The sequence below is a fragment of the Hydrogenophaga laconesensis genome (genome assembly GCF_031457235.1).
Classification (GTDB): Bacteria; Pseudomonadota; Gammaproteobacteria; order Burkholderiales; family Burkholderiaceae_C; genus Hydrogenophaga; species Hydrogenophaga laconesensis.
This window is the reverse complement of record NZ_JAVDWE010000011.1, coordinates 96,862-118,137: the sequence shown is the minus strand read 5'-3', so window position 1 is coordinate 118,137 and position 21,276 is coordinate 96,862. Positions and strand designations below refer to the sequence as shown.

Sequence of the window (21,276 nt, the reverse complement as noted above, 5' to 3'; positions counted from 1 at the left end):
ATGAACCTCAATCTCGACTTCTCTTTCTACAACTGGGACCTCATCAGCAACTTCGTGCTGAAGGGTCTCTATTTCAGCGTCATGCTGACCATCGTCGCCACGCTGGGTGGCATCTTCTTTGGCACGATCCTCGCGCTCATGCGCCTGTCGGGCAAGAAGTGGCTGGACACGCCGGCAGCGATCTACGTGAACGGCATGCGCAGCATCCCGCTGGTGATGGTGATCCTCTGGTTCTTCCTGCTGGTGCCGTTGCTCATCGGGCGTCCCATCGGTGCCGAGGTGTCGGCGGTGATCACCTTCATCGCCTTCGAGGCCGCCTATTTCAGCGAGATCATGCGCGCTGGCATCCAGTCGATTCCGCGTGGCCAGGTGTTCGCGGGGCAGGCGCTGGGCATGACCTATGGTCAGAACATGAAGCTGGTGGTGCTGCCCCAGGCGTTTCGCAACATGCTGCCGGTGCTGCTCACGCAGACCATCATCCTGTTCCAGGACACCTCGCTCGTTTACGCCATCGGCGCCTACGACATGCTCAAGGGCTTCGAGGTGGCCGGCAAGAACTACGGCCGGCCGATCGAGGCCTACCTCGCCGCCGCCGTGATCTATTTCGTCATGTGCTTTGCCCTGTCCTGGCTGGTCAAGCGGCTGCACAAGAAGATCGCCATCATCCGTTGAAGCTGAAGTACCCGACAAACAGGAATAGCCATGATTGAACTCAAGAACGTCTCCAAGTGGTACGGCAGTGTCCAGGTGCTGACCGATTGCTCCACCAACATCCAGAAGGGCGAAGTGGTGGTGGTGTGCGGTCCATCGGGCTCGGGCAAGTCCACCCTCATCAAGACCATCAACGCGCTGGAGCCCTTCCAGAAGGGCGAGATCACCGTTGACGGCATCAAGGTGCACGATCCCAAGACCGACCTGCCCAAACTGCGCAGCCGCGTGGGCATGGTGTTCCAGCACTTCGAACTGTTTCCCCATCTGTCGGTGACGGAGAACCTCACGATCGCGCAGATCAAGGTGCTGGGCCGCAACCCGGACGAGGCCAAGAAGCGCGGCCTGAAGATGCTCGAACGCGTGGGCCTGATCGCCCACAAGGACAAGTTCCCGGGCCAGCTCTCGGGCGGCCAGCAGCAGCGTGTGGCCATTGCGCGCGCATTGTCGATGGACCCCATCGTGATGCTGTTCGACGAACCCACCTCCGCGCTGGACCCGGAAATGGTCGGCGAGGTGCTGGACGTGATGATCGGCCTGGCCCACGAGGGCATGACCATGATGTGCGTGACGCACGAAATGGGCTTTGCTCGCAAGGTCAGCAACCGTGTGATCTTCATGGACGTGGGTGGCAAGATCCTCGAAGACTGCTCGAAGGACGAGTTCTTCGGCAACCCCGAAGCCCGCCAGCCGCGCACCAAGGACTTCCTCAACAAGATCCTGGCGCACTGAGCCTGCCGAGGGTTCATGCCAGCAGAAAGGGGCGCGATGCGCCCCTTTCTCTTTTTGTGCGGCTGTTCAGCGGATGGTGACCTGCACGCGCCGGTTGCGCGGTTCGGCCACCCCGTCCCTGGTGGGGACAAGGGGGTTCTTCTCGCCATGGGACTCCAGCGTCAGCGCGCCCACCCTGATGCCTGCATCGCGCAACCTCTCCGCGATCGACCGGGCGCGTTGCATGGCGAGCGCGGTGTTGCTTTCGTCGCTGCCCACGGTATCGGTGTGTCCGATCACCACCAGCTCGCTCACCGTGTTCTGCGGCCGGGCTTTCCAGCGGGCGAGGATGTCCGCGAACTTCATCTCCGATTCCATGGTCAGGCGGGTGCCCCCCGTCAGGAAATAGAGCATGAAGTGCTCCGGCGCCACGGGTTGAGCGGCCCTGGCCTCTCCGAATTCCGCGGCGATCTGTGCCTGGCTCAACGCGATGTGGACCGCGCCCCCATCCAGCGCGGCCATCTGCCCGGACTGTGTCAACACTTGACGGCCCTTGCCGCCGCTCACGATGACCTGTCCCACGTTGCCATCCGCGTCCGGCAGGAGAACCACATAGGAACGCGGTGTGGAAGTGCCGCAAGCCGCCAACACCAGTACCATCGGCAGAGCCGCGGCGCTCAGCAGCCAGCGGCGCAAATGCAGGGATGTTTGCATGTCTGGAAAATCCGACCCATGAAAAAAGGCGGGCCGTCCGGGGCCACGTAAAGCGTCGAATGTCTCACATATCCCGCGATTGAAAAAATGCCCCTGCGTTCGATCGCCATCCTGCTCAGTCTCGTCACGGCCTCGCTGGGGTTGGCGCTCGTGCTGTTTGACCCCATGGCGCTGCAGACGCTGCGGCACCAGGGGTTCGATCAGTACCAGCGCTGGCAACCCCGCGGGTACACGCCCGTGCCCGTGAGGGTCGTCGACATCGACGAGGAGAGCCTGCAGCGTTTGGGCCAGTGGCCCTGGCCGCGCACCCGGCTGGCGCAGCTGGTCGAACAGCTGGATCGGCGTGGTGCCGCCGCCATCGGATTTGACGTGGTGTTTGCCGAGCCCGATCGCACCTCACCGCGAAGAGCCTCTGCCGAGTGGCCTTTGTCCCCATCCGCGCGCGCGGCGCTGGAGGGCTTGCCCGACCACGACACGGTGTTCGCGCAAGCCATCCAGAGGCACAACGTGGTGCTGGGCTTCGCTGCGCTCGGCGAGGCGCCATCGAAAGGCCAGGGTGCGGTGCCCCATGCGCCCTACCGCTATGTGTGGATGGGCGAGCCGAGTCCTCAGGCCCTGTACGCCTTCGCAGCCGCCGTGCCTTCACTGCCCGGGCTGGATGCTGCTGCGCGGGGCAATGGATCGCTCACCTTCGTGTCTGACGGGGATGGCGTGGTGCGCCGGGTGCCGCTGGTGGTGAGCCTCGCGGGGAACCCGGTGCCCAGCCTCGGCGCCGAGATGCTGCGGGTGGCACAGGGTCTGGAGAACCACATTCTCAAGCGCGCGGATGGCGCGGCGCCCGCACTGGAATCGGTTCGCATCGGCTCCCTGGATCTGCCGACCAATGAACGGGGGGAGATGTGGATTCACTACACCCGGCACGAGGCGCAGCGTTATGTGCCGGCGTGGCAGGTGCTGGAAGGCGCCGTGGACCCGGCCCTGCTTGAAGGGCACATCGTGCTGGTGGGCAGTTCGGCGCAGGGCCTGCTGGATCTGCGCTTCAACCCGCTGGGCGCCGTCATGCCCGGTGTCGAGGCTCACGCTCAGGCATTGGAGCAGGCGCTGTCGGGCCACTTTCTCAACCGGCCTGGATGGGCCCAGGCCGCCGAAGCCATCGTGGTGGTGGTCGGTTGTGTGTTGCTGGTCTGGATCGGTGCGTTCCTGCCGTCGCTGTGGGCGGCAGGCGGGGCGCTGGTGCTGGTGGGCGCGGTGCTGTGGGGTGGCTGGTGGGCGTTCGCCAGCCAGCGCCTGTTGCTGGACAGCTTCACGCCGGCGCTCGTGATGACGGTGGCATTCGCCCTGTCCAGCCTCTGGAGGCACTTCTGGAGCGAACGCCAGCAGCGGTGGATCAAGGAAGCGTTCTCGCGCTATGTGTCGCCCAACCGGGTCGAACACCTGATGAACAACCCGGGCCAGCTGGAACTCGGCGGTAAACGCCAGCATTGCAGCTTTGTGTTCACCGATCTGACGGGCTTCACGGCGCTCATGGAATCCATTGACCCGGCGGAAGCGGTGTCCCTGCTCAACCGCTACCTGGAGGAAATGATTTCCATCGCCTTCCGGCACCAGGGCACTCTGGATCGCATCGTGGGCGACGCCCTGGCGATCATGTTCTCCGCGCCGGTGGCACAGCCCGACCATGCACAACGTGCCCTGGACTGCGCGCTGGAGATGCACGCCTTTGCCTCCGCCTACGCGAGGGACTTGCAGGCCCAGGGCATCGCTTTCGGGAGCACGCGGTTCGGTGTGCACTCGGGCGAAGTCATCGTGGGCAACTTCGGCGGCAAGGCCATCTTCGACTACCGCGCGCTGGGTGATCCCGTCAACACGGCGGCCCGTCTCGAGAGCGTGAACAAGCAACTGGGCACGCTGATCTGTGTGTCACAGGCCACGCTGTCGGCTTGCGCGCCCTGCGAGGCCCGACCCGTGGGGCGGCTGGTGCTCAAGGGCAAGCGGTCGGCACTGCAGGTGTACGAGCCACTGCCCAGGCCCTTGCCGCCCGGGTACGCGCCCACTGCGCTGTATCTGGCAGCCTATGAAGCCGTGCGCGATGGCGGTGCGGATGCACAGGAACAATTTGCACGCCTGCGCGCAACCCACCCGGACGATCCCCTGGTGGCCCTGTATTGCGCCCGGTTGGCGCAAGGAGAGCGGGGCGATGAGATCGTGCTCAGCGCCAAATGACGTTCACTCTTCCTCGACCTTGAGCAGGAATTGCGTACCGCGCACGCCGATCATGCCGGCGGGTGTCTTGACCGTGACGGCCTCGGGTTGCAGCTTGGCGATCACGCCGGAAACATAGTTCAGCGTCCCTTTGCCCATGCGCGCGCCGAGCTTGAGCTTACCCTCGGCGGGCTCGTACAGGTATTCCTCGACCGTGAGCAGTGTGTCCGGTCCGAAAGACATCAGGGTGTTGTCCTTGAACGTCACGCCCATGCTCGATTGCGCCCCGGTCCTGAGCACGCTGCCCGGGTGCAGCGGCGTTCCGGGCTGGGCCTCGATGGCCTGGCCGTTTGTCGTGACCGTGGCCGTGCCCTTCACGTTCTTCACGTAGCCGACCGGACTGCCTTCGGTGGCCATCGCCGCACCCGCCCACAGGACCAGGCCTGCGCAGGCGGCCGCCTGGAGGGCGGTGCCTGAAAGTCGGAGGGAGAGGATGGACATGTCGCAGACCCAGACACGGAAAAGATGGAATGACGCTGTCTGCAACTGCTACACGACCAGCTACAGAGACGGGGCGGGTGTCCCGACGAAAGGGATCATAAAGCGTCTGAGCGGATGAGGCCAGCGCCCGCGCGTCTGGCCGCCCTTTGGCCGGCCGCGAGCCGGCTTTGCGAGAATCGCGGCATGAGCACCTCTTCCCACCCCGCTGAAATCACGATCACCCGCCCCGACGACTGGCACCTGCACGTGCGCGATGGCGCTGCGCTGCACACCGTCGTGCCCCACTCCGCCGCACAGTTCGGCCGCGCGATCATCATGCCCAACCTCAAGCCGCCGGTCACCACCGCGGCGCAGGCCGTGGCCTACCGGGAGCGTATCCGCGCCGCCGTGCCCGCGGGCATGAGCTTCGAGCCGCTGATGACGCTGTACCTAACCGACAACTTGCCGCCCGACGAGATCGCTCGCGCTAAGGACGCGGGGGTGGTGGCCCTCAAGCTCTATCCGGCCGGTGCTACCACCAACAGCGACGCTGGCGTGACCAATATCCGCAAGACCTACAAGACGCTGGAGGCCATGCAGCGCGCCGGCGTGCTGCTGCTGGTGCATGGCGAGGTGACCTCCTCCGACATTGACCTGTTCGACCGCGAGGCGGTCTTCATCGACCAGCAGCTCATTCCGCTGCGGCGCGACTTTCCCGAGCTGAAGATCGTGATGGAGCACATCACCACCCGGGAAGCCGCGCAATACGTGGGCGAGGCCGGCCCCTTCACCGCCGCCACGCTCACGGCACACCACCTGCTCTACAACCGCAACGCGATCTTCACCGGTGGCATCCGCCCGCACTACTACTGCCTGCCGGTGCTCAAGCGCGAAACCCATCGACAGGCGCTGGTAGCCGCTGCCACCAGCGGCAGCGACCGGTTCTTCCTCGGCACGGACAGCGCGCCGCACCCCGCTCACCTGAAGGAACATGCATTGGGATGCGCTGGCTGCTACACCGCGCATGCCGCCATCGAGATGTACGCCGAGGCCTTCGACTCGGTGGGTGCGCTCGACAGGCTCGAGGGCTTTGCCAGCTTCCACGGTCCGGCCTTTTATGGCCTGCCGCGCAACAGCGGCACGCTCACGCTCAAGCGCGAAAGCTGGACCACGCCCGAGAGCTTCCGGTTCGGCGAAGCCGACCTCAAGCCCTTGCGCGGTGGCGAGGCGTTGCCCTGGCGCGTGCAAGCCTGAATCCCTTGGAGCTGGCGCTCGACTGGTCCGCACCGTGGTTCGCAACCGTGGAGGGCGAGGGGCGGGCGGTGCAGGCGGCGCTGGCACGGGGCCGGTCGCTGCCGCAAGCGCTCGATGCGCCCGGCGCCTGCCCGGTGCACTTCGTGCCGCAGGACCGTCTGCCGACGGGGGTGGCCTATGAACAGTTCATCTTCGATACCGGCCATGTGCCCACGCGCGACAACCTGCACGACTTCTTCAACGGCCTGTGCTGGCGGCGGTTCCCGGCCACCAAGCAGCGCCTGAACCGCTTGCAGGCGGCCGAGATCGCCTGCGCCGGGGTGGGGGCGGTGCGCGGGCCGGTGCGCGACGCACTCACCTTGTTCGACGAGAACGCCGCACTGCTCCAGGCACCCCCACCGCTGTGGGACGCCCTGCAGGCACGCGAGTGGCATCACCTGTTCGTGACCCTGCGTCCCCTCTGGCCACAGGCCCGGCTGGTGTTGTTTGGCCATGCCTTGCTGGAGAAGCTGGTCACGCCGTACAAGTCGATCACCGCCCATGTGTTCCGTGAGCCCGTGCCGCTGGCGCTGGGCGAGGACCTCGCAGCGTGGGACGGCTGGCTGGCCGACACACTCACCGCGCCGGTGCTGGCGGCCAAACCATTCACGCCGTTGCCAGTGCTCGGCGTGCCGGGCTGGTGGCCCGCCAACAGCGATCCCGCTTACTATGCCGACGCCGGGGTATTCCGCCCCAGGCGTTCCGACCCTTTCACATCATGACCCAGCCTGCCCTGCTTTCGTGGTCCCACCTGAACCTGACGCAAGACGCCGACCGTGCCGAGCTTGCGGCCCACTTTCGCGCCACCGGCGTGCGCGACGTGGAGTGCCTGTTCGCCGACGTCACCGGCTACCCGCGCGGCAAGCTCATGCCGGCCGCCAGCTTCGCCGCAGGCGGCGAACTGCGCATCTGCCAGGCCATTCCCATGCAGTGTGTGACGGGCGAGTACTCGTACGACAAGGTTTTTCCAGACAGCGACCCGGACGTGCGCCTCGTGCCCGACCTGGCCACGCTGCGCCGTGCCCCGTGGGCGAGCGTGCCACGCTACCTCGCGGTGCACGACTGCGTCGAGCTCGACGGCAGCCTGTGCGAATTCGCACCGCGTTCCGTGCTCAGGAACGTGGTGGCGCGCTACCAGGCCATGGGGCTCACGCCCGTGGTGGCACCCGAGATCGAGTTCTACCTCACTGCGGCCATGACCGACCCGGCCCAGCCGCTGACCGCGCCGGTGGGTCGTGGCGGCCGACCCGAGGTCGGGCAATCGGCCTTCAGCCTGAATGCGCTCAACGAGCTGGCGCCTTTCTGGGACGCGTTTCATGGCGCCATCGATGCGCTGGGCATCCGGGCGGACACCTGGCTGCACGAGGTCGGGCCCTGCCAGTATGAGATCAACCTGCTGCATGGCGACCCGGTGGCGGTGGCTGACCAGGCATTCCTGTTCAAGACAGCGGCGCGCGAGATCGCGCTGCAGCACGGGCTGAACGCCGTGTTCATGGCCAAGCCGCTGGCCGGCGAAGCCGGCAGCTCCATGCACCTGCACCAGAGCGTGGTCGACGCGAACGGCCACAACATCTTCAGCCTGCCCGACGGCTCCGAGAGCGAGGCTTTCCTGCACTACATCGGCGGCCTTCAGGCCTTCACGCCCGACCTCACGCTCATCTACGCACCCACGGTGAACTCCTACCGGCGCTATGTCACAGGCAGTCAGGCACCGATCAATGTGGAATGGGGGCGCGACAACCGCACCGCCGGCCTGCGCGTGCCGGTGAGCGCGCCTGTTGCCCGCCGGGTCGAAAACCGCCTGGCCGGCGCGGATGCCAACCCGTACCTGGCGATCGCTGCCACGCTGGCTGCGGGTCTGGAAGGCTTGCAGACGCGCCGCATGCCCGGTGAGCCCGTGCTCGACAACGGCTACGAGCTGCCCCGTGGCCTGCCGCGAACTTTTTCCACCGCCCACGAACAAATGGCCCAGAGCGCGCACGCGTCCCGGCTGCTCGGCGAACGCTTCGTGCGGGCCTATCTGGCGGTCAAGGAGCTGGAACACGACAGCTTCCTCCATGAGATCAGCGCCTGGGAACGCCGCTTTCTGCTGCCTCAGGTGTGATTTCTGCTTGAACAATCGCCTGGCCGGCCCCATTTATCATCCCGCTGCCTTTCGATACCCATAAAACCGGAGTCCCCATGAAACGCATCCTGTTGTTTGTCCTGACCAACTTCGCCGTGATGGCGGTGTTGCTGATCACCACCCGCATCCTGGGTGTGGACCGTTTCCTCACCGCCAACGGGCTGAACATGACGGCACTGGCCGGGTTCTCGCTCGTGATCGGTTTTGGTGGTGCGATCATCTCGCTGCTCATGAGCAAGCCGATGGCCAAGTTCAGCGCCGGCGTGCGGGTGATCAACCAGCCTCAGAACGCGGATGAGGCCTGGATCGTCGAGACCGTCCGCCGCTTCGCGGACAAGGCCAACATCGGCATGCCCGAGGTCGGCATCTTCGAAGGCGCGCCCAACGCATTCGCCACGGGTGCTTTCAAGAACTCGGCGCTGGTGGCCGTCTCCACCGGTCTGCTGCAGAACATGACCAAGGAAGAGGTCGAGGCCGTGATCGGCCACGAGGTGGCGCACGTGGCCAACGGTGACATGGTGACGATGACGCTGATCCAGGGCGTCATGAACACCTTCGTGGTGTTCCTCAGCCGTGTGATCGGCTACGCGGTCGACTCCTTTCTGCGCCGTGGCAGCGACAACAACTCCGGCCCCGGCATCGGCTACATGGTCACCACCATCGTGATGGACATCGTCCTGGGCTTCCTGGCCGCCATCATCGTGGCCTGGTTCAGCCGTCAGCGCGAGTTTCGTGCCGATGCCGGTGCCGCCAGCCTGATGGGCCGCAAGCAGCCCATGATCAACGCCCTGGCCCGCCTGGGCGGCCTGACTCCTGGCGAGTTGCCCAAGACCATGCAGGCGCTGGGCATCACCGGCGGCCTGGGCAAACTGTTCTCGACCCACCCACCCATCGAGGAACGCATCGCGGCGCTGCAGCAACAGCAGCAGCTCTGATTCTCAGAGTGGCATGAAAAAAGCGACCCGCGGGTCGCTTTTTTGTTGGGGCCACTGGCTGATTTTCAGCGGTTGCGTTCCCGCTCCCAGCGGCCATTGTCGGGCCGGTTGTCCGGGGCGCGCCGGTCGTAGTCACCGTAGCCCGGGCCCCAGCGGTGGCCATGGCCGGGCACGATCACGGGAGCGGGGCGATAAGCCGGGTAGTAGGTCGTGCCGATCGTGATGCGCGTGGTCGGCGGCTCGACGTACTGGACCTGCGGCCGGTAGGACGGATAGGTGACGGCCGGCGGGGGCGGGGGCATCGCGTCGGCCGGGGAGACGTTCAGGCGCACGTAACGGCCCGGGTCTTGCGGCATCTGCGTGCGGTACTGGCGGCCGGCGTATTCGTAGACGACGTCGTACGCGACCGTGCGGTTTTCGTAGAACGTCTGGGCGCCGCACTGGCGGTAGGTTTCGGTGTAGGGCTGGCCGGGGCCTTCGATGCGGTTGCCCAGCATCGCACCGCCGATCAGGCCGATCACCGTGGCCGCCGCGCGGCCGCTGCCGTCGCCGATGGCATTGCCCACCGCGCCACCGGCAATGCCGCCGATCAGCGCGCCGGCACCGGACTTCTGGCCCTGGTAGGTGACCTGCTGGTCACTGCAGACCTCGCGCGGCACAGCCACCTGCTGGATGATGGGGGTGCTGCTGATCACGCGGCCTTGCTCATCCTGAGCGTGCGCCACGCCACCGCCGGCGAGGGCGAGCAGGCCGGTCATCACGGGAATCAGAACGGGGGTTTTCATGGAAGACTCCTTGTAGGGATAGCCTGAAGCATGCGCGTCTTCTGTCAAGCGAACATGCCCACGGTGTAAAGATTCGTGTTTTCCTGCGCGGTTCCCGGCCCGGCGTGACCGCCGAACAGGTCGCGTGCCAGCGCTTCGGCCACTTTCAACCCATCCACGCCGGCGGAAAGGATGCCGCCAGCGTAGCCGGCGCCTTCGCCAGCCGGGTACAGGCCGCGCGTGTTCACGCTCTGGCAGTTCTCGCCGCGCGTCAGTCGCAGTGGCGAGGACGTGCGGGTTTCCACGCCGGTGAGCACGGCATCGGCCATGTCGTAGCCGCGGATCTTGCGGCCGAACACCGGAACCGCCTCGCGCATGGCTTCGATGGCGTAGGCGGGCAGGGCGTGGGCCAGGTCGCCCAGTTTCACGCCCGGGCGGTACGACGGTTCCACACCACCCAGCGCGCTGGAGGGCTTCTTCTGCAGGAAATCGCCCACCAGCTGGCCTGGTGCGTCGTAGTTGCCGCCGCCGAGTTCGTAGGCCCGCGCTTCAAGCTGGCGTTGCAGCACCACGCCCGCCAGCGGATGGACGCCGCCTTCACTGGACAGGGCACGTGCCTGTTCAGCGTAGCGCGCGCCGTCGGCTTCGCCAAAGGCGGCAGACCACAGGGGCATGTCCTGGGGAAACGACTGGGGGAAGTCGGTCGGTTCGATGCCGACGACGAGCCCGGCATTGGCATTGCGTTCGTTGCGCGAGTACTGGCTCATGCCGTTGGTGACCACGCGGCCTGGTTCGGACGTGGCGGCCACCACTGTTCCACCCGGGCACATGCAGAAGCTGTACACGGCTCGGCCGTTCTTCGCGTGGTGGACCAGCTTGTAGTCGGCCGCGCCGAGCAGGGGATGACCCGCATGGCGGCCCCAGCGCGCGCGGTCGATCACGCCCTGCGGGTGCTCGATGCGAAAGCCGATGGAGAACGGCTTGGCTTCCATGAACACGCCCGCGTCCCACAGCAGGGCGAAGGTGTCGCGCGAGCTGTGACCCAGGGCGAGCACGACGCGGCTGACGGGCATGGTGACGGTGTCGCCAGTGTCGAGTCGTCGCACCTGCAGGGTGTCGATGCGCTGCTGATTGCCTTCGCCGGCCAGGCTCATGCCGCAGACCTGGTGCTGGAAACGGATCTCGCCGCCGAGCGCGACGATCTTCTCGCGCATGGCCTCGACCACGCGCACGAGCTTGAAGGTGCCGATGTGCGGATGTGCGGCGTAGAGGATCTCGGGCGGCGCGCCGGCCTCGACGAACTCGCTCATGACCTTGCGGCCGAGGAAGCGCGGATCCTTGATCTGGCTGTAGAGCTTGCCATCGGAAAACAGGCCCGCGCCACCTTCGCCATACTGCACGTTGCTCTGGGGGTTGAGCTCGGCACGGCGCCACAGGCCCCAGGTGTCCTTGGTGCGCTCGCGCACCGGCTTGCCGCGCTCGAGCACGATGGGTTTCAGGCCCATCTGCGCCAGCGCCAACGCGGCGAACAGGCCGCAGGGCCCCAACCCCACCACCACGGGACGCTCGCGCTCGTCCGCCGGCCAGTGCGCCGGCGCGCGGCCCGGAGCACGCCAGGCCATGTCGGGGGTGGGCTGCACATGGGGTTTGCCGGCATGCGCGGCGAGCAGGGCCTGGGCCTGGGCGGGGTCCGACAGCGTCACGTCGACGATGTAGACCGCGAGCAGATCGGCCTTGCGCGCGTCGAAGCTGCGCTTGAAGACATCGACGCGGGCGATGCCAGCAGGGTCGATGCCCAGAGCCGTGGCGGCCAGCGCCGTCAGGGCCTCGACGGGATGCGGGGCGGGCTGACGGTCGTCGTCGGTTTCGGTCGGGGCGTCGGCGGCGCGACGGGGTTCGGCCGGCAGGGCGGCCAGGGGCAGCTTGAGTTCGGAGAGACGGATCATGTGTCGTGGGGCTTGTGTTGATCAAGCAGGAGACGTATGCCCGCTATTGTCACCAAATGCGGTCCCCCCCGATGGGATGTTCTTTGGAATCATCCGGGTTAAATTATTTGACCCGGGTATAATTTGCTGCATGTCTGGCATCCCTTCCTCAAGTTGCACCGCTTTTCTAGGCGTCCGGCGCGTTGCTTTCGGGTCCTACGACGAGGTGGCCAGGTCCCTCGCCGCACTCGACCTGTCCGCCGGCGGACTGCTGGTGTTCGACGACGCCACGGGCGCGCAGGTGGACCACCCCTGGCCGCCCGGCCTTCACACCACGCCTGCCGAAGCGGGTTCCAGCCCGGGCACAGTGGCTGCCGCGCCACAGGTCGGGCGTCCCCGCATGGGGGTGGTGGCCCGTGAGGTGACGCTGCTGCCCCGCCATTGGGAATGGCTGTCGCAGCAACCCGGCGGCGCGTCGGCGGCCCTGCGGCGCCTGGTCGAAGAGGCGCGGCGAACCCACGCGACTCGCGACGGAGAGCGGCAGGCCAGGGAACGGGCTTACCGGTTCATGAGCGCCATCGCGGGCGGCTTCGCGGGCTTCGAGGAGGCATCGCGTGCCCTGTTTGCTCACGATGCCGAGGCCTTCGCGCTCCGCATCGCCGCCTGGCCCCCGGACGTGCAGGCCCACCTGGCCTGGCTCGCCCGCGACGCTTTCGCGCCGGAAACCCCTGACAATCCGACCCCCTGACTTTCACCTTCACCCCGGATCTCACATGCCGCCCACACCCCAAGGCCCGCTCTGGCGGGTTTATCTCGTCTTCCTCGTGCCCATGGTGTTGTCCAACATCCTCCAGGGGCTGTCCGGCACGCTCAACGGCATCTTCATCGGCCAGATGCTGGGTACCCACGCGCTGGCGGCGGTGTCGGGGATGTTCCCGATCGTCTTTTTCTTCATTTCGCTGGTGATCGGTATCGGCGCCGGGGCGTCGGTGCTGATCGGCCAGGCCTGGGGTGCGAAGGAACCGCACATGGTCAAGGCCATCGCAGGCACGGCGCTGGTGCTGGGTGCATTGATCGGACTGGTGGCTGCGGTGGTGGGCATTGCGTTCGCGCGCCCGGCGATGCAGGCGCTGGGCACACCGATCGACGTGCTCGACGACGCGGTGGCCTACGCCCGGGTGATGCTGCTCATCATGCCTTTGCTGCTGGTGTTCATCCTGTTCACGCAACTGCTGCGCGGGGTGAGCGACACCCTCTCGCCCCTGATCGCCCTGTTGCTCTCCACCGCGCTGGGCCTGGCGCTCACCCCGGCGCTCATCCAGGGCTGGCTCGGCCTGCCGAAGCTGGGCATCCAGAGCGCGGCGTACGCGGGGCTTGTGTCTTACGCCGCGGCGCTGGCGTTCCTGGTGTGGCGGCTGCGCAGCAGGCACCACGTGCTGGCATTCGACCGCGAACTGCTGGGCGCGTTGCGGCTGGATCGCGCCATCCTGGCCAAGGTGATGCGCATTGGTCTGCCCACCGGTCTGCAGATGGTGGTGATCTCGATGTCCGAACTGGTCATCCTTGCGCTCGTGAACGGCCATGGTTCGCAGGCCACGGCGGCCTACGGCGCGGTGACGCAGGTCGTGAACTACGTGCAGTTCCCGGCGCTGTCCATCGCGATCACGGCTTCCATCCTCGCGGCGCAATCCATCGGCGCGGGCCGGGTCGACCGGCTGGGTGCGATCCTGCGCACGGGGCTGTGGCTCAATGCCGCCCTGACAGGCGCGCTGGTGCTGCTGGGTTACGCGCTCTCGCACACGCTGATGGGCCTGTTCCTGACCCAGCCCGAGGTGCGCGCGCAGGCCGAACACCTGTTGCACATCATGCTGTGGAGCATTCTGGTGTTCGGCTTCCAGGCCGTGGTGGGCGGGCTCATGCGCGCCAGCGGCGTGGTGCTGGTGCCGATGGCGATCTCGGTCTTCTGCATCCTGGGCGTGCAACTGCCCGCCGCCTATCTGCTGGACATGCACTTCGGCCTTCCCGGCGTCTGGATCGCCTTCCCGGTGGCCTATGTCGCCATGCTGGTCCTGCAGACCGCTTACTACCGGGGCGTGTGGCGCCACCGCAAGATCGAGCGGCTCGTGTGAGAGGCGATAATCCGCACCGTGAAGCGCACCAGACCGCCGCTGGCACGACAGCCCGAAAGGGTGTGCTGGAGGAACGTCCGGACTGCACAGGACAGCGTAGGAGGTAACACCTCTCCACCGACAAGCCGCAAGGCCCTAAGGTGAGGATCAGAGCAACAGAGACGAGCCGATTCAGTTCGGGTGAAACGGGCAATCTCTACGCGCAGCAACACCAAATAGGCCAGCGTTGACGTGGTTCCGCGGAGCTGGCGGGTAGGTGGCACCGAGCCGGGAGGCGACTCCCGGCCCAGATGAATGGCGGTCACATCCGGGGCAACCCGGATGCACAGAATCCGGCTTATCAGTGCGCTTCACACTTTTCTTGCACTCAGGCGTCGGGAATGTCGGTGTCGCTGCCACCGCGCTGGAGCCGTGCACGTGCTTCGGCCGCCAGGTTTTCGTATCTGCGCCGGAAGGCATCGAGCTCTTCCTCTTCCAGCTCTTCCAGATCCAGCAGCGCCGTGTGCGCCCCCTGCGTGGCGCGGATGAGTTCGTCCAGCTTCACCTGGATCGCTTCGGTGTCGCGGTTCTGCGTGTTCTGGATCAGGAAGACCATCAGGAACGTGACGATGGTCGTTCCGGTGTTGATCACCAGTTGCCAGGTGTCGCTGAAGCCGAACAGCGGTCCCGTGACCAGCCACACCACGATGAGTGCGACCGCCAGCGTGAAGACACGAGGGCGTCCGCAGAAGCGGGACGCGGCCTTGGCGAATTGCGAATACCGGTTGGTGGACTTCGGCATGGTCGCCTCCGCTGTGTTCAGAGATTGAAACCGCCCAGGCTCTGGATGCGCTCCACATGGGCCATGAGCGAGCGCTTCGCCACGGGCCACAGGCGGTCAGGGACATCGTCGTAGGCGATCTTCACCCAGTCGTCCATGGAGCCTTCGGGTGCGGCCTGCATGGCGCGCGCGACCTTGGCCTCGCGCGCCAGGCGGTGTGCCTTGAGGTGGGCGATGGCGGCGCGCGCACCGCCGTTCGGTGGTGCACTGGGGTTGTCGACCGTGCGCCGGAGATCGCCCAGCACGTGGCCGTGTGCGGGCAGCAGGAATTCGATGCCATGGCGCTCGCACAGCGCATCGAGCTTGTCGAGCGAATCGAGATACGCGCCCATGTTGCCGTCGGGCGGGTCGATCACCGTGGTGCTGCCGTTGAGGATGTGGTCACCGGTGAACAGCAGGCCGTCCTCCAACAGGGCCAGGCACAGGTGGTTGGCCGCATGGCCGGGGGTGTGCACCACCTCCAGCGTGTGTGAAACGGTGGTGTCGCCCGCCTGGCCCAGCAGCACCAGCTGTTCGCCGTCGGCCAGCACGCGTTCGGGGGTGAAGTGGCTGTTTTCCCGCGAGGTGGGCGCACTCGGCAGGCCGAGGATGGGGGGCTTCTCCAGGCCGGCGGCCACGCAGAGCGATTGAAGGCGCGGCGCACCGGGGGAGTGGTCGGGGTGGGAGTGGGTGCAGACGATGGCCTGGATGCGGCCGCCGGCGGCACGCCACAGCCGCTCGATGTGGGCCGGCTCGTCCGGACCGGGGTCGATCACGATGTGGCCACTGGCCGGGTCTCCCACGACGTAGCTGTTGGTGCCCGGGCCGGTCATGAAACCGGGGTTGTGCGCGGTCAGCCGCTGCACGTTCTTGAGCAGCTGGACCGGTTGCTCGTGCTGCCAGTCCAGGTTGTGCACCATCTGTCCATCGGGGCACACCAGCGCCAGCTCCCCGAATGGCAGTTCATGTTCCATGTAGCGCTCTTCGGCGCCGCGCACCAGGCCGGCACGCGGGCAACTCGTCCACAACGGTCCGTCGTTGCGGGCGCACGCGTCCAGCACGGCCTGCACGTTGGCGTAGGCCTGCAGGCGCTCCAGGGTGCGGATGGTCGGAAAGATGATGAAGAAGTCACCGTCCTTGTGCCGCTCCAGTGCATCGGCTGGACGCACCCAGCAAGGCTCGAACTGCTCCGCTTCGTCTGCCACGGGCTGCTGGCCTGTGGGCATGCGGGCCACCAGGAACGGCACGTCGAAACGTCGCGGCAGGTCGCGGTCGGTGATCCAGTGCGCGAACACGAAGACGCCGGCGCCGTCGAGCGTGAGACCCCTGTCCCGGCACTGCCCGGCGAAGGGGGCCGTGCGGTCCAGCAGGGCAATGTCGCTGTCGTCCACCGGTGAGCCGTCGGCGCGGTGGGCCAGCAGCACGCCCAGTTCCTCGAAACTCTCGCGGATGGCGGCGATGGCCTGGGTGAGGTGCAGGTCGCCCTGGGTCGGACGCCGGGTGGAGATGGTGTGGGCCTGGGTGTCTGCGGCATCGATGCCGCCACCGGGGAACACATAGGCGCCGGGCGCGAAGCTCGCCGTCATGGAGCGGCGGGTCATCAGCACTTCGATACCGGGCCGTTGCGGGTCGGTGCTGTCGCGCAGCAACAGCACGGTGGCGGCGGGCCGCACGGCGGCGAGGGGGCGGGGTGGGTGGAGGAGTTGGGTGGGGCGGACCATGCGGCATTTTGCGGCAACGCGCCGCCGCCTGCAGGCGCTTCGGCGTCAGGCCCGCGCGCCCAGCGCCGCCATCTCGGGCGAGAGCCCTTGCCACGCCACATCGAAGCCCGCGTGGGCGCGCTCGGGTGGCATCGGTGCGCTGCGCAGGGCCCAGTGCGCGCCGGCCAGCACGCTGTCGATGACCGGGATCGGCACGTCGGCCTGCACGGCGGCGGCCATGCCGGCCAGGCCCGCGCCACCGAGGATGACGGCTTGCACCCCGAGCTGTCGTGAAGCGTCGCGGCAGGCCTGGGCGAGCAGGGCGCGCGCCGTCACCGGGTCGGCCGCGAGCTGGGCGCCCGTGGGTGCCACGGTATGGATGCCGGCAAGCTGCTGCGCCTGGCCGAGCGCCTGCGCGAGTCGCTGCAGCATCGGTCCCCAGCGCGTTCCACCGGTGACGATGGCGTAGCGGCCATGGCGCGCGGCTTCGATGAAAGCCGCTTCGGCCAGTCCCGTCACTGGCACCGGACTGCTCTCGCGCAGCGCCATCAGGCCGGGATCGCCGAAGCAGCCGATCAGCACCGCGTCGGGCGCATCGGGCCGAGAGGCCAGATCGTGTGCCCAGGCGTCGAGCGCGGCGTGGGCGGCGACAGCGTAGCTCGCCTCGTCCGCGATGTAGGGGGAGCCAAAGCGCGCGGTGGCGGTGCGCACCCGCACGTGCAGGCCTGCGGCCTGTTGAATGTGCGTCTGCAGCAGTGCGCTGACCTGCGCCGAGGTGTTGGGGTTGATGACCAGCAGTTGGCGCATGAATGGTGTGGCCTCATTCAGGCCATGGGCGCGAAGAGGCGTTCGAGGTCGGGCGCCTGGGCAGGGGGGGGCGAGAAGTCCAACTGGGCTTCCAGGCGGTCGAGGTGCTCGCGCATCAGGCGAGCGGCCTCGCGTGCGTCGCGCAGGCGGATGGCGGCGAGCAGCGCCCGGTGTTCCTCGCAGCCGCAAGCCGTGGCATCGCGCCGCGCCTGGGCGTGGCTGCTGCTGTAGGTCATGAGGATGAGCGAGGTGCGGGACACCATTTCGCGCAGGATGCGGCCCATGGTCTGCTGGCCGGCCCGGTCGGCGATATGCAGGTGGAAGTCGCCCGAGAGACGGATTGCACGGCGCATGTCGCCGGCCGATCGGGCGGCTTCTTCGTCGCGGATGCACTGGGTGAGCAGCTGGATGTCGGCGCGTTCTGCACGCTCCACGAAGCGTTCGACCAGGCTGGATTCGATCAGCCGCCGCACCTCGAACACCTCGCGCGCCTCCTGCTCGGTGGGCTGGGCGATGGTGGCTCCCCGGTTCGGTGTGAGCGTGACCACCTGTTCGTTGGCCAGCCGCACCAGCACCGGGCGGATGAGGGTTCGGGAGACGCCGAAGGCGCTGGCCAGCCGGTCCTCCACCAGCTTGGTGCCGGGCGGGAGGCGGTGGTCGAGGATGGCCGAGACCACGCGTTCGTAGATCGCGTTGTCCGTGCCCATGGGCGCTGCACTCATGCGGCACGCCCCTTCTTCTGGCGTTTGCCCAGCCACAGTGCAAGCGACACGGCCACACCCATCACCAGCAGCGAAACAACGGTGGTCACGGTGCCCAGCGCATAGATGGCAGGTGTGGTCACGGTGGATGTCAGACCCTGCAGCTCGAGTGGCAGCGTGTTCACGTCGCCGATGGCCTGCGAGGTGCGGGCGATTTCGTCCCAGCTCAGCGTGAAGCCGAACATGCCGATGCCGACCACCGACGGGCCGATCAGCGGCAGCACCACATGGCGGAAGCCTTGCCAGGGCGTCGCGCCCAGGTCGCGGGCGGCTTCCTCGTAGGCGGGATTGAAGCGGTTGAACACCGCAAACATGATGAGAAGACCGAAAGGCAGCGTCCAGGTGAGGTGCGCACCGAGGGCCGACGTCATGAGGCCCAGCGCGGTGCCGTAGTTCTCCAGAACGCTGGTGGCGCCCACGGCCTCCAGCAGCCACTTCAGGCCGCCGTCGAGCAGGCGGAACTGCAGCCCGATGCCCAGCGACACGATGATCGACGGCATGATCAGGCTGGCCACGGTGACGTAGAACAGCGCGTTGGCGCCTCGCAGCGGTTTGCGGAAGGCCAGACCGGCCAGCACCGAGAGCACCACAGTGAACAGCATCACCACGCCACCCAGCATGAGCGAGCGCAGGAAGGCCGCGCCGATGTCGACCGTGCCCAGGCCTTCGGCCAGCTTGTGGAACCAGTGCAGCGACACGCCGCGCAGCGGGAAGGTGAGGCCGCCTTCCGGACCCTGGAAGCTGAGCACGAAGATCACGAACATCGGCCCGTACATGAACAGCACGAACAGCGCGAAGACGATGGCCAGCGGCCAGAAGCCGGGCGCGCGGGGTTCCTTGATGCGGGGGGGGGCCATGGTCAGAGTTCTTTCCGGATGTCGACCAGGCGGGTGAGGCCCCAGATGATCATCAGCACGCAGGCCAGCAGGATCACTGCGTTGGCCGCGGCCAGCGGGAACTGCAGGTACGAGGTCTGCACCTGGATGATCTTGCCCACCGAGGCGATTTGCTGACCGCCCATCACGCCGATGGTGACGAAGTCACCCATGACGATGGTGATCACGAAGATGGAGCCGATGATGATGCCGGTCTTGCTCAGCGGCACGATCACGTTCCACAGCGTCTGCCAGCCGCTGGCGCCGCTGTCGTTCGCGGCCTCGAGCAGGCTGCGGTCGATGCGCATCATGCTGTTGAAGATCGGCACAATCATGAACATGGTGTAGAGATGCACGAAGGCGAGCACCACCGAGAAGTCTGAGAACAGCAACCATTCCACCGGTTCGTCGATCAGGCCCGCGCCCATCAGCCCCTGGTTGACCAGCCCGTTGCGGCCCAGCAGCGGCACCCAGGAAATCATGCGGATGACGTTCGACGTCCAGAACGGCACGGTGCACAACACGAACAGCAGCGTCTGCATGCCCGGCGAGCGCACGTGGAAGGCGAGGAAATAGGCCACCGCGAAGCCCACCACCAGCGTGAGGCCCCAGACCAGCAGACAGAACTTGAGGGTGGAAAGGTAGGTGGAGAGTGAGACGCAGAAATCCCCGTGGTCCGTGAGCGTCGAGCAGCCTTCGAAGATGGCAGCGTAGTTGCGCAGCGTGAAGTCGGGGATGAGTTCGTACTCGTTGAAGTTCCAGAAGCTCACCATCACGGTGAGCGCCAGCGGAATCAGGAAGAACACCACGAACACCAGGGTGAACGGCGCGGCCTGCCACCACGCCTTCACGGTGCGAGTGGGGCTGATGGAGGGTGGGCCGGATGGGGTGGTCGTGGTGCTCATGGCTGGAAAAAATCAGGTCGGCAACGAGCGAAGAGCCTTCCGTCCAGAACACCGCGGAACCGGCTTTGCCGGGCCGCAGGTGTTGTCCCTTTGAGGGGTGACGGGCGAAGCCCGGCGCGGGGGTGGGTCAATTCATCAGGCCGCGACGAATTCATTCCATTTGCGCACCATGTATTCGTTCTCGTCCATGACCGCGTTCCAGCAGGCGATGCCACCCATGCGGGCCTCGTAGCTGCCGCCGTCGCGCACCGCGCCGGCCTTGGCCAGCACGTCGCCGTTCGGGCTCTTGATGTCCTGCGAGGCGGGCTTGCCTTCCATCCAGTAGGCCCACTCGTAGGCTTCCATCTTGGCCTTGGCGGTGTCGAGCACGGCGCTGTAGTAGCCCTGGCGATTGAGGTAGGCGCCCGCCCAGCCATCGAGGAACCAGTTGATGAACTCATAGGCGCCGTCGAGCTTGCGACCACTGAGCGTGGCCGGCAGGCCGAAACCGGCGGCCCAGGCGCGATAGCCTTCCTTGAGCGGCTGGAAGTTGCAGGCGATGCCCTTGGTGCGCACGGCGGTCACCGCCGGGCTCCACATCGACTGGATCACCACCTCGCCGGATGCCATCAGGTTCACCGATTCGTTGAAGTCTTTCCACAGCGCTCGGAACTGGCCGGCCTTCTTGGCCTCGATCAGGGTCTTGATCGTCAGGTCGATCTCGGCCTTGGTCATGTTGCCTTTGTCCTTGTACTTGTGAATGCCCTTGGCTTCCACCACCATCGCGGCGTCCATGATGCCGATGGAAGGAATGTTCAGGATGGCGGCCTTGCCCTTGAATTCGGGGTTGAGCAGTTCGGCCCAGCTGTCGATGGGGCGCTTGATCAGGTCGGGGCGGATGCCCAGCGTGTCGGCGTTGTACACGGTGGGAATCAGGCTCATGAACTGGGTGGGCGACTTGGCGAACACCTTGCTCTTCTCGCCTTCCAGGAAGATGACCTTCTTGGGGGCGGTGCCCTGGTCGCCCACGGCCTTGCCGCCCACCGTGCCGGTGGTGAACAGCGTGGTGATCTTGTCGGCGTTCTTGATCTTCTTCGTGTCGATGCCCTTGAGGTTGCCGGTGGGCACGATCTTCTTGAGCGAGAAATACTCGGTGTCGATCAGGTCGAAGCTGTTGGGCGCGGTGACGGCGCGCTTGGTCACGTCGTCGGTGGTCACGGCCACGTACTGGATGTCGATGCCGGTGTCGGCCTTGAACTTCTCGGCGATGGCCTTGTCCTGGTTCACGGCCGTGCCCAGGTAGCGCAGCACGATTTTTTCCTGTGCGTGCACGGCAGGCGCCAGGCCGGTGGCGAGGATGCCGGCCATGCCGGCGGTGCCTTGCAGCAGGCTGCGGCGGCTCAGGCCTGTCGGGGCGGAAATGGCGGGCGCGTCGTGATCGTTGTGCGACATGGGAATCTCCTG

The 21,276-nt window shown here is 66.6% G+C and carries 20 protein-coding genes and 1 other RNA gene; 10 read left to right on the top strand and 11 right to left on the bottom strand.

Annotated elements, in window-relative coordinates; translation table 11 throughout:
* On the top strand, window positions 1–672 hold the full coding sequence (locus tag J2X09_RS18645; protein WP_204734661.1) for an amino acid ABC transporter permease: 672 nt from the start codon (window positions 1–3) through the stop codon (window positions 670–672).
* A gap of 30 nt (window positions 673–702) precedes the next feature.
* On the top strand, window positions 703–1,440 hold the full coding sequence (locus J2X09_RS18640; RefSeq protein ID WP_204734660.1) for an amino acid ABC transporter ATP-binding protein: 738 nt from the start codon (window positions 703–705) through the stop codon (window positions 1,438–1,440).
* A 66-nt stretch (window positions 1,441–1,506) separates the two neighbouring features.
* On the opposite strand, the gene J2X09_RS18635 is transcribed toward J2X09_RS18640, so the two are convergent.
* Window positions 1,507–2,133 (bottom strand): OmpA family protein, encoded by a 627-nt coding sequence (locus J2X09_RS18635; protein ID WP_204734659.1) that lies wholly within the window; start codon window positions 2,131–2,133, stop codon window positions 1,507–1,509.
* An 87-nt stretch (window positions 2,134–2,220) separates the two neighbouring features.
* Here J2X09_RS18635 and J2X09_RS18630 point away from each other — a divergent pair, with 87 nt between their 5' ends.
* Window positions 2,221–4,356 carry a CHASE2 domain-containing protein gene (locus tag J2X09_RS18630; RefSeq protein ID WP_204734658.1) on the top strand — a complete coding sequence of 712 codons (2,136 nt, stop codon included), beginning with the start codon at window positions 2,221–2,223 and terminating at the stop codon, window positions 4,354–4,356.
* A gap of 3 nt (window positions 4,357–4,359) precedes the next feature.
* Here J2X09_RS18630 and J2X09_RS18625 read toward each other — a convergent pair whose 3' ends face one another.
* The gene (locus tag J2X09_RS18625) at window positions 4,360–4,836 is read right to left on the bottom strand and encodes a FecR family protein (RefSeq protein WP_204734657.1); all 477 of its coding nucleotides are present in this window, start codon (window positions 4,834–4,836) and stop codon (window positions 4,360–4,362) included.
* A 183-nt stretch (window positions 4,837–5,019) separates the two neighbouring features.
* Between J2X09_RS18625 and pyrC the strand changes: the two genes are divergently transcribed.
* The 4 genes from pyrC (at window position 5,020) to htpX (ending at window position 9,168) form a co-directional block, all read left to right on the top strand.
* On the top strand, window positions 5,020–6,069 hold the full coding sequence (pyrC, locus tag J2X09_RS18620) for a dihydroorotase (protein WP_204734656.1): 1,050 nt from the start codon (window positions 5,020–5,022) through the stop codon (window positions 6,067–6,069).
* A 5-nt stretch (window positions 6,070–6,074) separates the two neighbouring features.
* Window positions 6,075–6,830 carry a DUF3025 domain-containing protein gene (locus J2X09_RS18615; RefSeq protein ID WP_204734655.1) on the top strand — a complete coding sequence of 252 codons (756 nt, stop codon included), beginning with the start codon at window positions 6,075–6,077 and terminating at the stop codon, window positions 6,828–6,830.
* Complete coding sequence (locus J2X09_RS18610; RefSeq protein ID WP_204734654.1) at window positions 6,827–8,212, top strand: glutamine synthetase family protein; 1,386 nt, start codon at window positions 6,827–6,829, stop codon at window positions 8,210–8,212. The genes J2X09_RS18615 and J2X09_RS18610 overlap by 4 nt, the downstream gene beginning before the upstream one ends.
* A gap of 77 nt (window positions 8,213–8,289) precedes the next feature.
* Complete coding sequence (gene htpX / locus J2X09_RS18605) at window positions 8,290–9,168, top strand: protease HtpX (RefSeq protein WP_204734653.1); 879 nt, start codon at window positions 8,290–8,292, stop codon at window positions 9,166–9,168.
* A 65-nt stretch (window positions 9,169–9,233) separates the two neighbouring features.
* Here htpX and J2X09_RS18600 read toward each other — a convergent pair whose 3' ends face one another.
* Together J2X09_RS18600 and J2X09_RS18595 are read right to left on the bottom strand one after the other, a co-directional pair.
* On the bottom strand, window positions 9,234–9,953 hold the full coding sequence (locus tag J2X09_RS18600) for a glycine zipper 2TM domain-containing protein (protein ID WP_374726519.1): 720 nt from the start codon (window positions 9,951–9,953) through the stop codon (window positions 9,234–9,236).
* A gap of 44 nt (window positions 9,954–9,997) precedes the next feature.
* Window positions 9,998–11,878: an NAD(P)/FAD-dependent oxidoreductase gene (locus J2X09_RS18595; protein ID WP_310308989.1), complete on the bottom strand. Its 1,881-nt coding sequence runs from the start codon at window positions 11,876–11,878 to the stop codon at window positions 9,998–10,000.
* 130 nt (window positions 11,879–12,008) lie between these two features.
* Here J2X09_RS18595 and J2X09_RS18590 point away from each other — a divergent pair, with 130 nt between their 5' ends.
* The 3 genes from J2X09_RS18590 (at window position 12,009) to rnpB (ending at window position 14,342) form a co-directional block, all read left to right on the top strand.
* Window positions 12,009–12,605, top strand: coding sequence for a DUF2239 family protein (locus J2X09_RS18590; RefSeq protein ID WP_204734652.1), 597 nt, complete (start codon window positions 12,009–12,011; stop codon window positions 12,603–12,605).
* A gap of 25 nt (window positions 12,606–12,630) precedes the next feature.
* Complete coding sequence (locus J2X09_RS18585; RefSeq protein WP_204734651.1) at window positions 12,631–13,986, top strand: MATE family efflux transporter; 1,356 nt, start codon at window positions 12,631–12,633, stop codon at window positions 13,984–13,986.
* Window positions 13,987–14,006: 20 nt separating this feature from the next.
* Window positions 14,007–14,342, top strand: an RNA gene (gene rnpB, locus J2X09_RS18580) — RNase P RNA component class A.
* Between the two features lie 11 nt (window positions 14,343–14,353).
* Here the strand turns inward: rnpB and J2X09_RS18575 are convergent.
* The 7 genes from J2X09_RS18575 to J2X09_RS18545 all read right to left on the bottom strand — a co-directional run bounded on the left by J2X09_RS18575 (window position 14,354) and on the right by J2X09_RS18545 (window position 21,264).
* Complete coding sequence (locus J2X09_RS18575) at window positions 14,354–14,767, bottom strand: low affinity iron permease family protein (RefSeq protein WP_204734650.1); 414 nt, start codon at window positions 14,765–14,767, stop codon at window positions 14,354–14,356.
* A gap of 17 nt (window positions 14,768–14,784) precedes the next feature.
* Window positions 14,785–16,506 carry an MBL fold metallo-hydrolase gene (locus tag J2X09_RS18570; protein WP_204734649.1) on the bottom strand — a complete coding sequence of 574 codons (1,722 nt, stop codon included), beginning with the start codon at window positions 16,504–16,506 and terminating at the stop codon, window positions 14,785–14,787.
* A gap of 45 nt (window positions 16,507–16,551) precedes the next feature.
* On the bottom strand, window positions 16,552–17,292 hold the full coding sequence (locus J2X09_RS18565; protein WP_204734648.1) for an aspartate/glutamate racemase family protein: 741 nt from the start codon (window positions 17,290–17,292) through the stop codon (window positions 16,552–16,554).
* Window positions 17,293–17,309: 17 nt separating this feature from the next.
* Window positions 17,310–18,014, bottom strand: coding sequence for a GntR family transcriptional regulator (locus J2X09_RS18560; RefSeq protein ID WP_204734647.1), 705 nt, complete (start codon window positions 18,012–18,014; stop codon window positions 17,310–17,312).
* Window positions 18,011–18,910: an ABC transporter permease gene (locus tag J2X09_RS18555; RefSeq protein ID WP_204734646.1), complete on the bottom strand. Its 900-nt coding sequence runs from the start codon at window positions 18,908–18,910 to the stop codon at window positions 18,011–18,013. The genes J2X09_RS18560 and J2X09_RS18555 overlap by 4 nt, the downstream gene beginning before the upstream one ends.
* 2 nt (window positions 18,911–18,912) lie before the next feature.
* A complete protein-coding gene (locus J2X09_RS18550) occupies window positions 18,913–19,833 on the bottom strand; it encodes an ABC transporter permease (RefSeq protein WP_204734645.1) in 921 nt (306 codons plus the stop codon).
* A gap of 135 nt (window positions 19,834–19,968) precedes the next feature.
* Complete coding sequence (locus J2X09_RS18545) at window positions 19,969–21,264, bottom strand: ABC transporter substrate-binding protein (protein WP_204734644.1); 1,296 nt, start codon at window positions 21,262–21,264, stop codon at window positions 19,969–19,971.
* Between the last annotated feature and the right edge of the window lie 12 nt (window positions 21,265–21,276).

Bases quoted from the DNA above. Each gene is read 5' to 3' on its own strand.
- J2X09_RS18645 (WP_204734661.1), top strand. From the start codon at position 1: ATGAACCTCAATCTCGACTTCTCTTTCTACAACTGGGACCTCATCAGC.
- J2X09_RS18555 (WP_204734646.1), bottom strand. From the start codon at position 18,910: ATGGCCCCCCCCCGCATCAAGGAACCCCGCGCGCCCGGCTTCTGGCCG.
- J2X09_RS18600 (WP_374726519.1), bottom strand. From the start codon at position 9,953: ATGAAAACCCCCGTTCTGATTCCCGTGATGACCGGCCTGCTCGCCCTC.
- J2X09_RS18575 (WP_204734650.1), bottom strand. From the start codon at position 14,767: ATGCCGAAGTCCACCAACCGGTATTCGCAATTCGCCAAGGCCGCGTCC.
- J2X09_RS18640 (WP_204734660.1), top strand. From the start codon at position 703: ATGATTGAACTCAAGAACGTCTCCAAGTGGTACGGCAGTGTCCAGGTG.
- J2X09_RS18625 (WP_204734657.1), bottom strand. From the start codon at position 4,836: ATGTCCATCCTCTCCCTCCGACTTTCAGGCACCGCCCTCCAGGCGGCC.
- pyrC (WP_204734656.1), top strand. From the start codon at position 5,020: ATGAGCACCTCTTCCCACCCCGCTGAAATCACGATCACCCGCCCCGAC.
- J2X09_RS18550 (WP_204734645.1), bottom strand. From the start codon at position 19,833: ATGAGCACCACGACCACCCCATCCGGCCCACCCTCCATCAGCCCCACT.
- J2X09_RS18545 (WP_204734644.1), bottom strand. From the start codon at position 21,264: ATGTCGCACAACGATCACGACGCGCCCGCCATTTCCGCCCCGACAGGC.
- J2X09_RS18565 (WP_204734648.1), bottom strand. From the start codon at position 17,292: ATGCGCCAACTGCTGGTCATCAACCCCAACACCTCGGCGCAGGTCAGC.
- J2X09_RS18560 (WP_204734647.1), bottom strand. From the start codon at position 18,014: ATGAGTGCAGCGCCCATGGGCACGGACAACGCGATCTACGAACGCGTG.
- J2X09_RS18585 (WP_204734651.1), top strand. From the start codon at position 12,631: ATGCCGCCCACACCCCAAGGCCCGCTCTGGCGGGTTTATCTCGTCTTC.
- J2X09_RS18570 (WP_204734649.1), bottom strand. From the start codon at position 16,506: ATGGTCCGCCCCACCCAACTCCTCCACCCACCCCGCCCCCTCGCCGCC.
- J2X09_RS18610 (WP_204734654.1), top strand. From the start codon at position 6,827: ATGACCCAGCCTGCCCTGCTTTCGTGGTCCCACCTGAACCTGACGCAA.
- J2X09_RS18590 (WP_204734652.1), top strand. From the start codon at position 12,009: ATGTCTGGCATCCCTTCCTCAAGTTGCACCGCTTTTCTAGGCGTCCGG.
- J2X09_RS18635 (WP_204734659.1), bottom strand. From the start codon at position 2,133: ATGCAAACATCCCTGCATTTGCGCCGCTGGCTGCTGAGCGCCGCGGCT.
- J2X09_RS18595 (WP_310308989.1), bottom strand. From the start codon at position 11,878: ATGATCCGTCTCTCCGAACTCAAGCTGCCCCTGGCCGCCCTGCCGGCC.
- htpX (WP_204734653.1), top strand. From the start codon at position 8,290: ATGAAACGCATCCTGTTGTTTGTCCTGACCAACTTCGCCGTGATGGCG.
- J2X09_RS18630 (WP_204734658.1), top strand. From the start codon at position 2,221: ATGCCCCTGCGTTCGATCGCCATCCTGCTCAGTCTCGTCACGGCCTCG.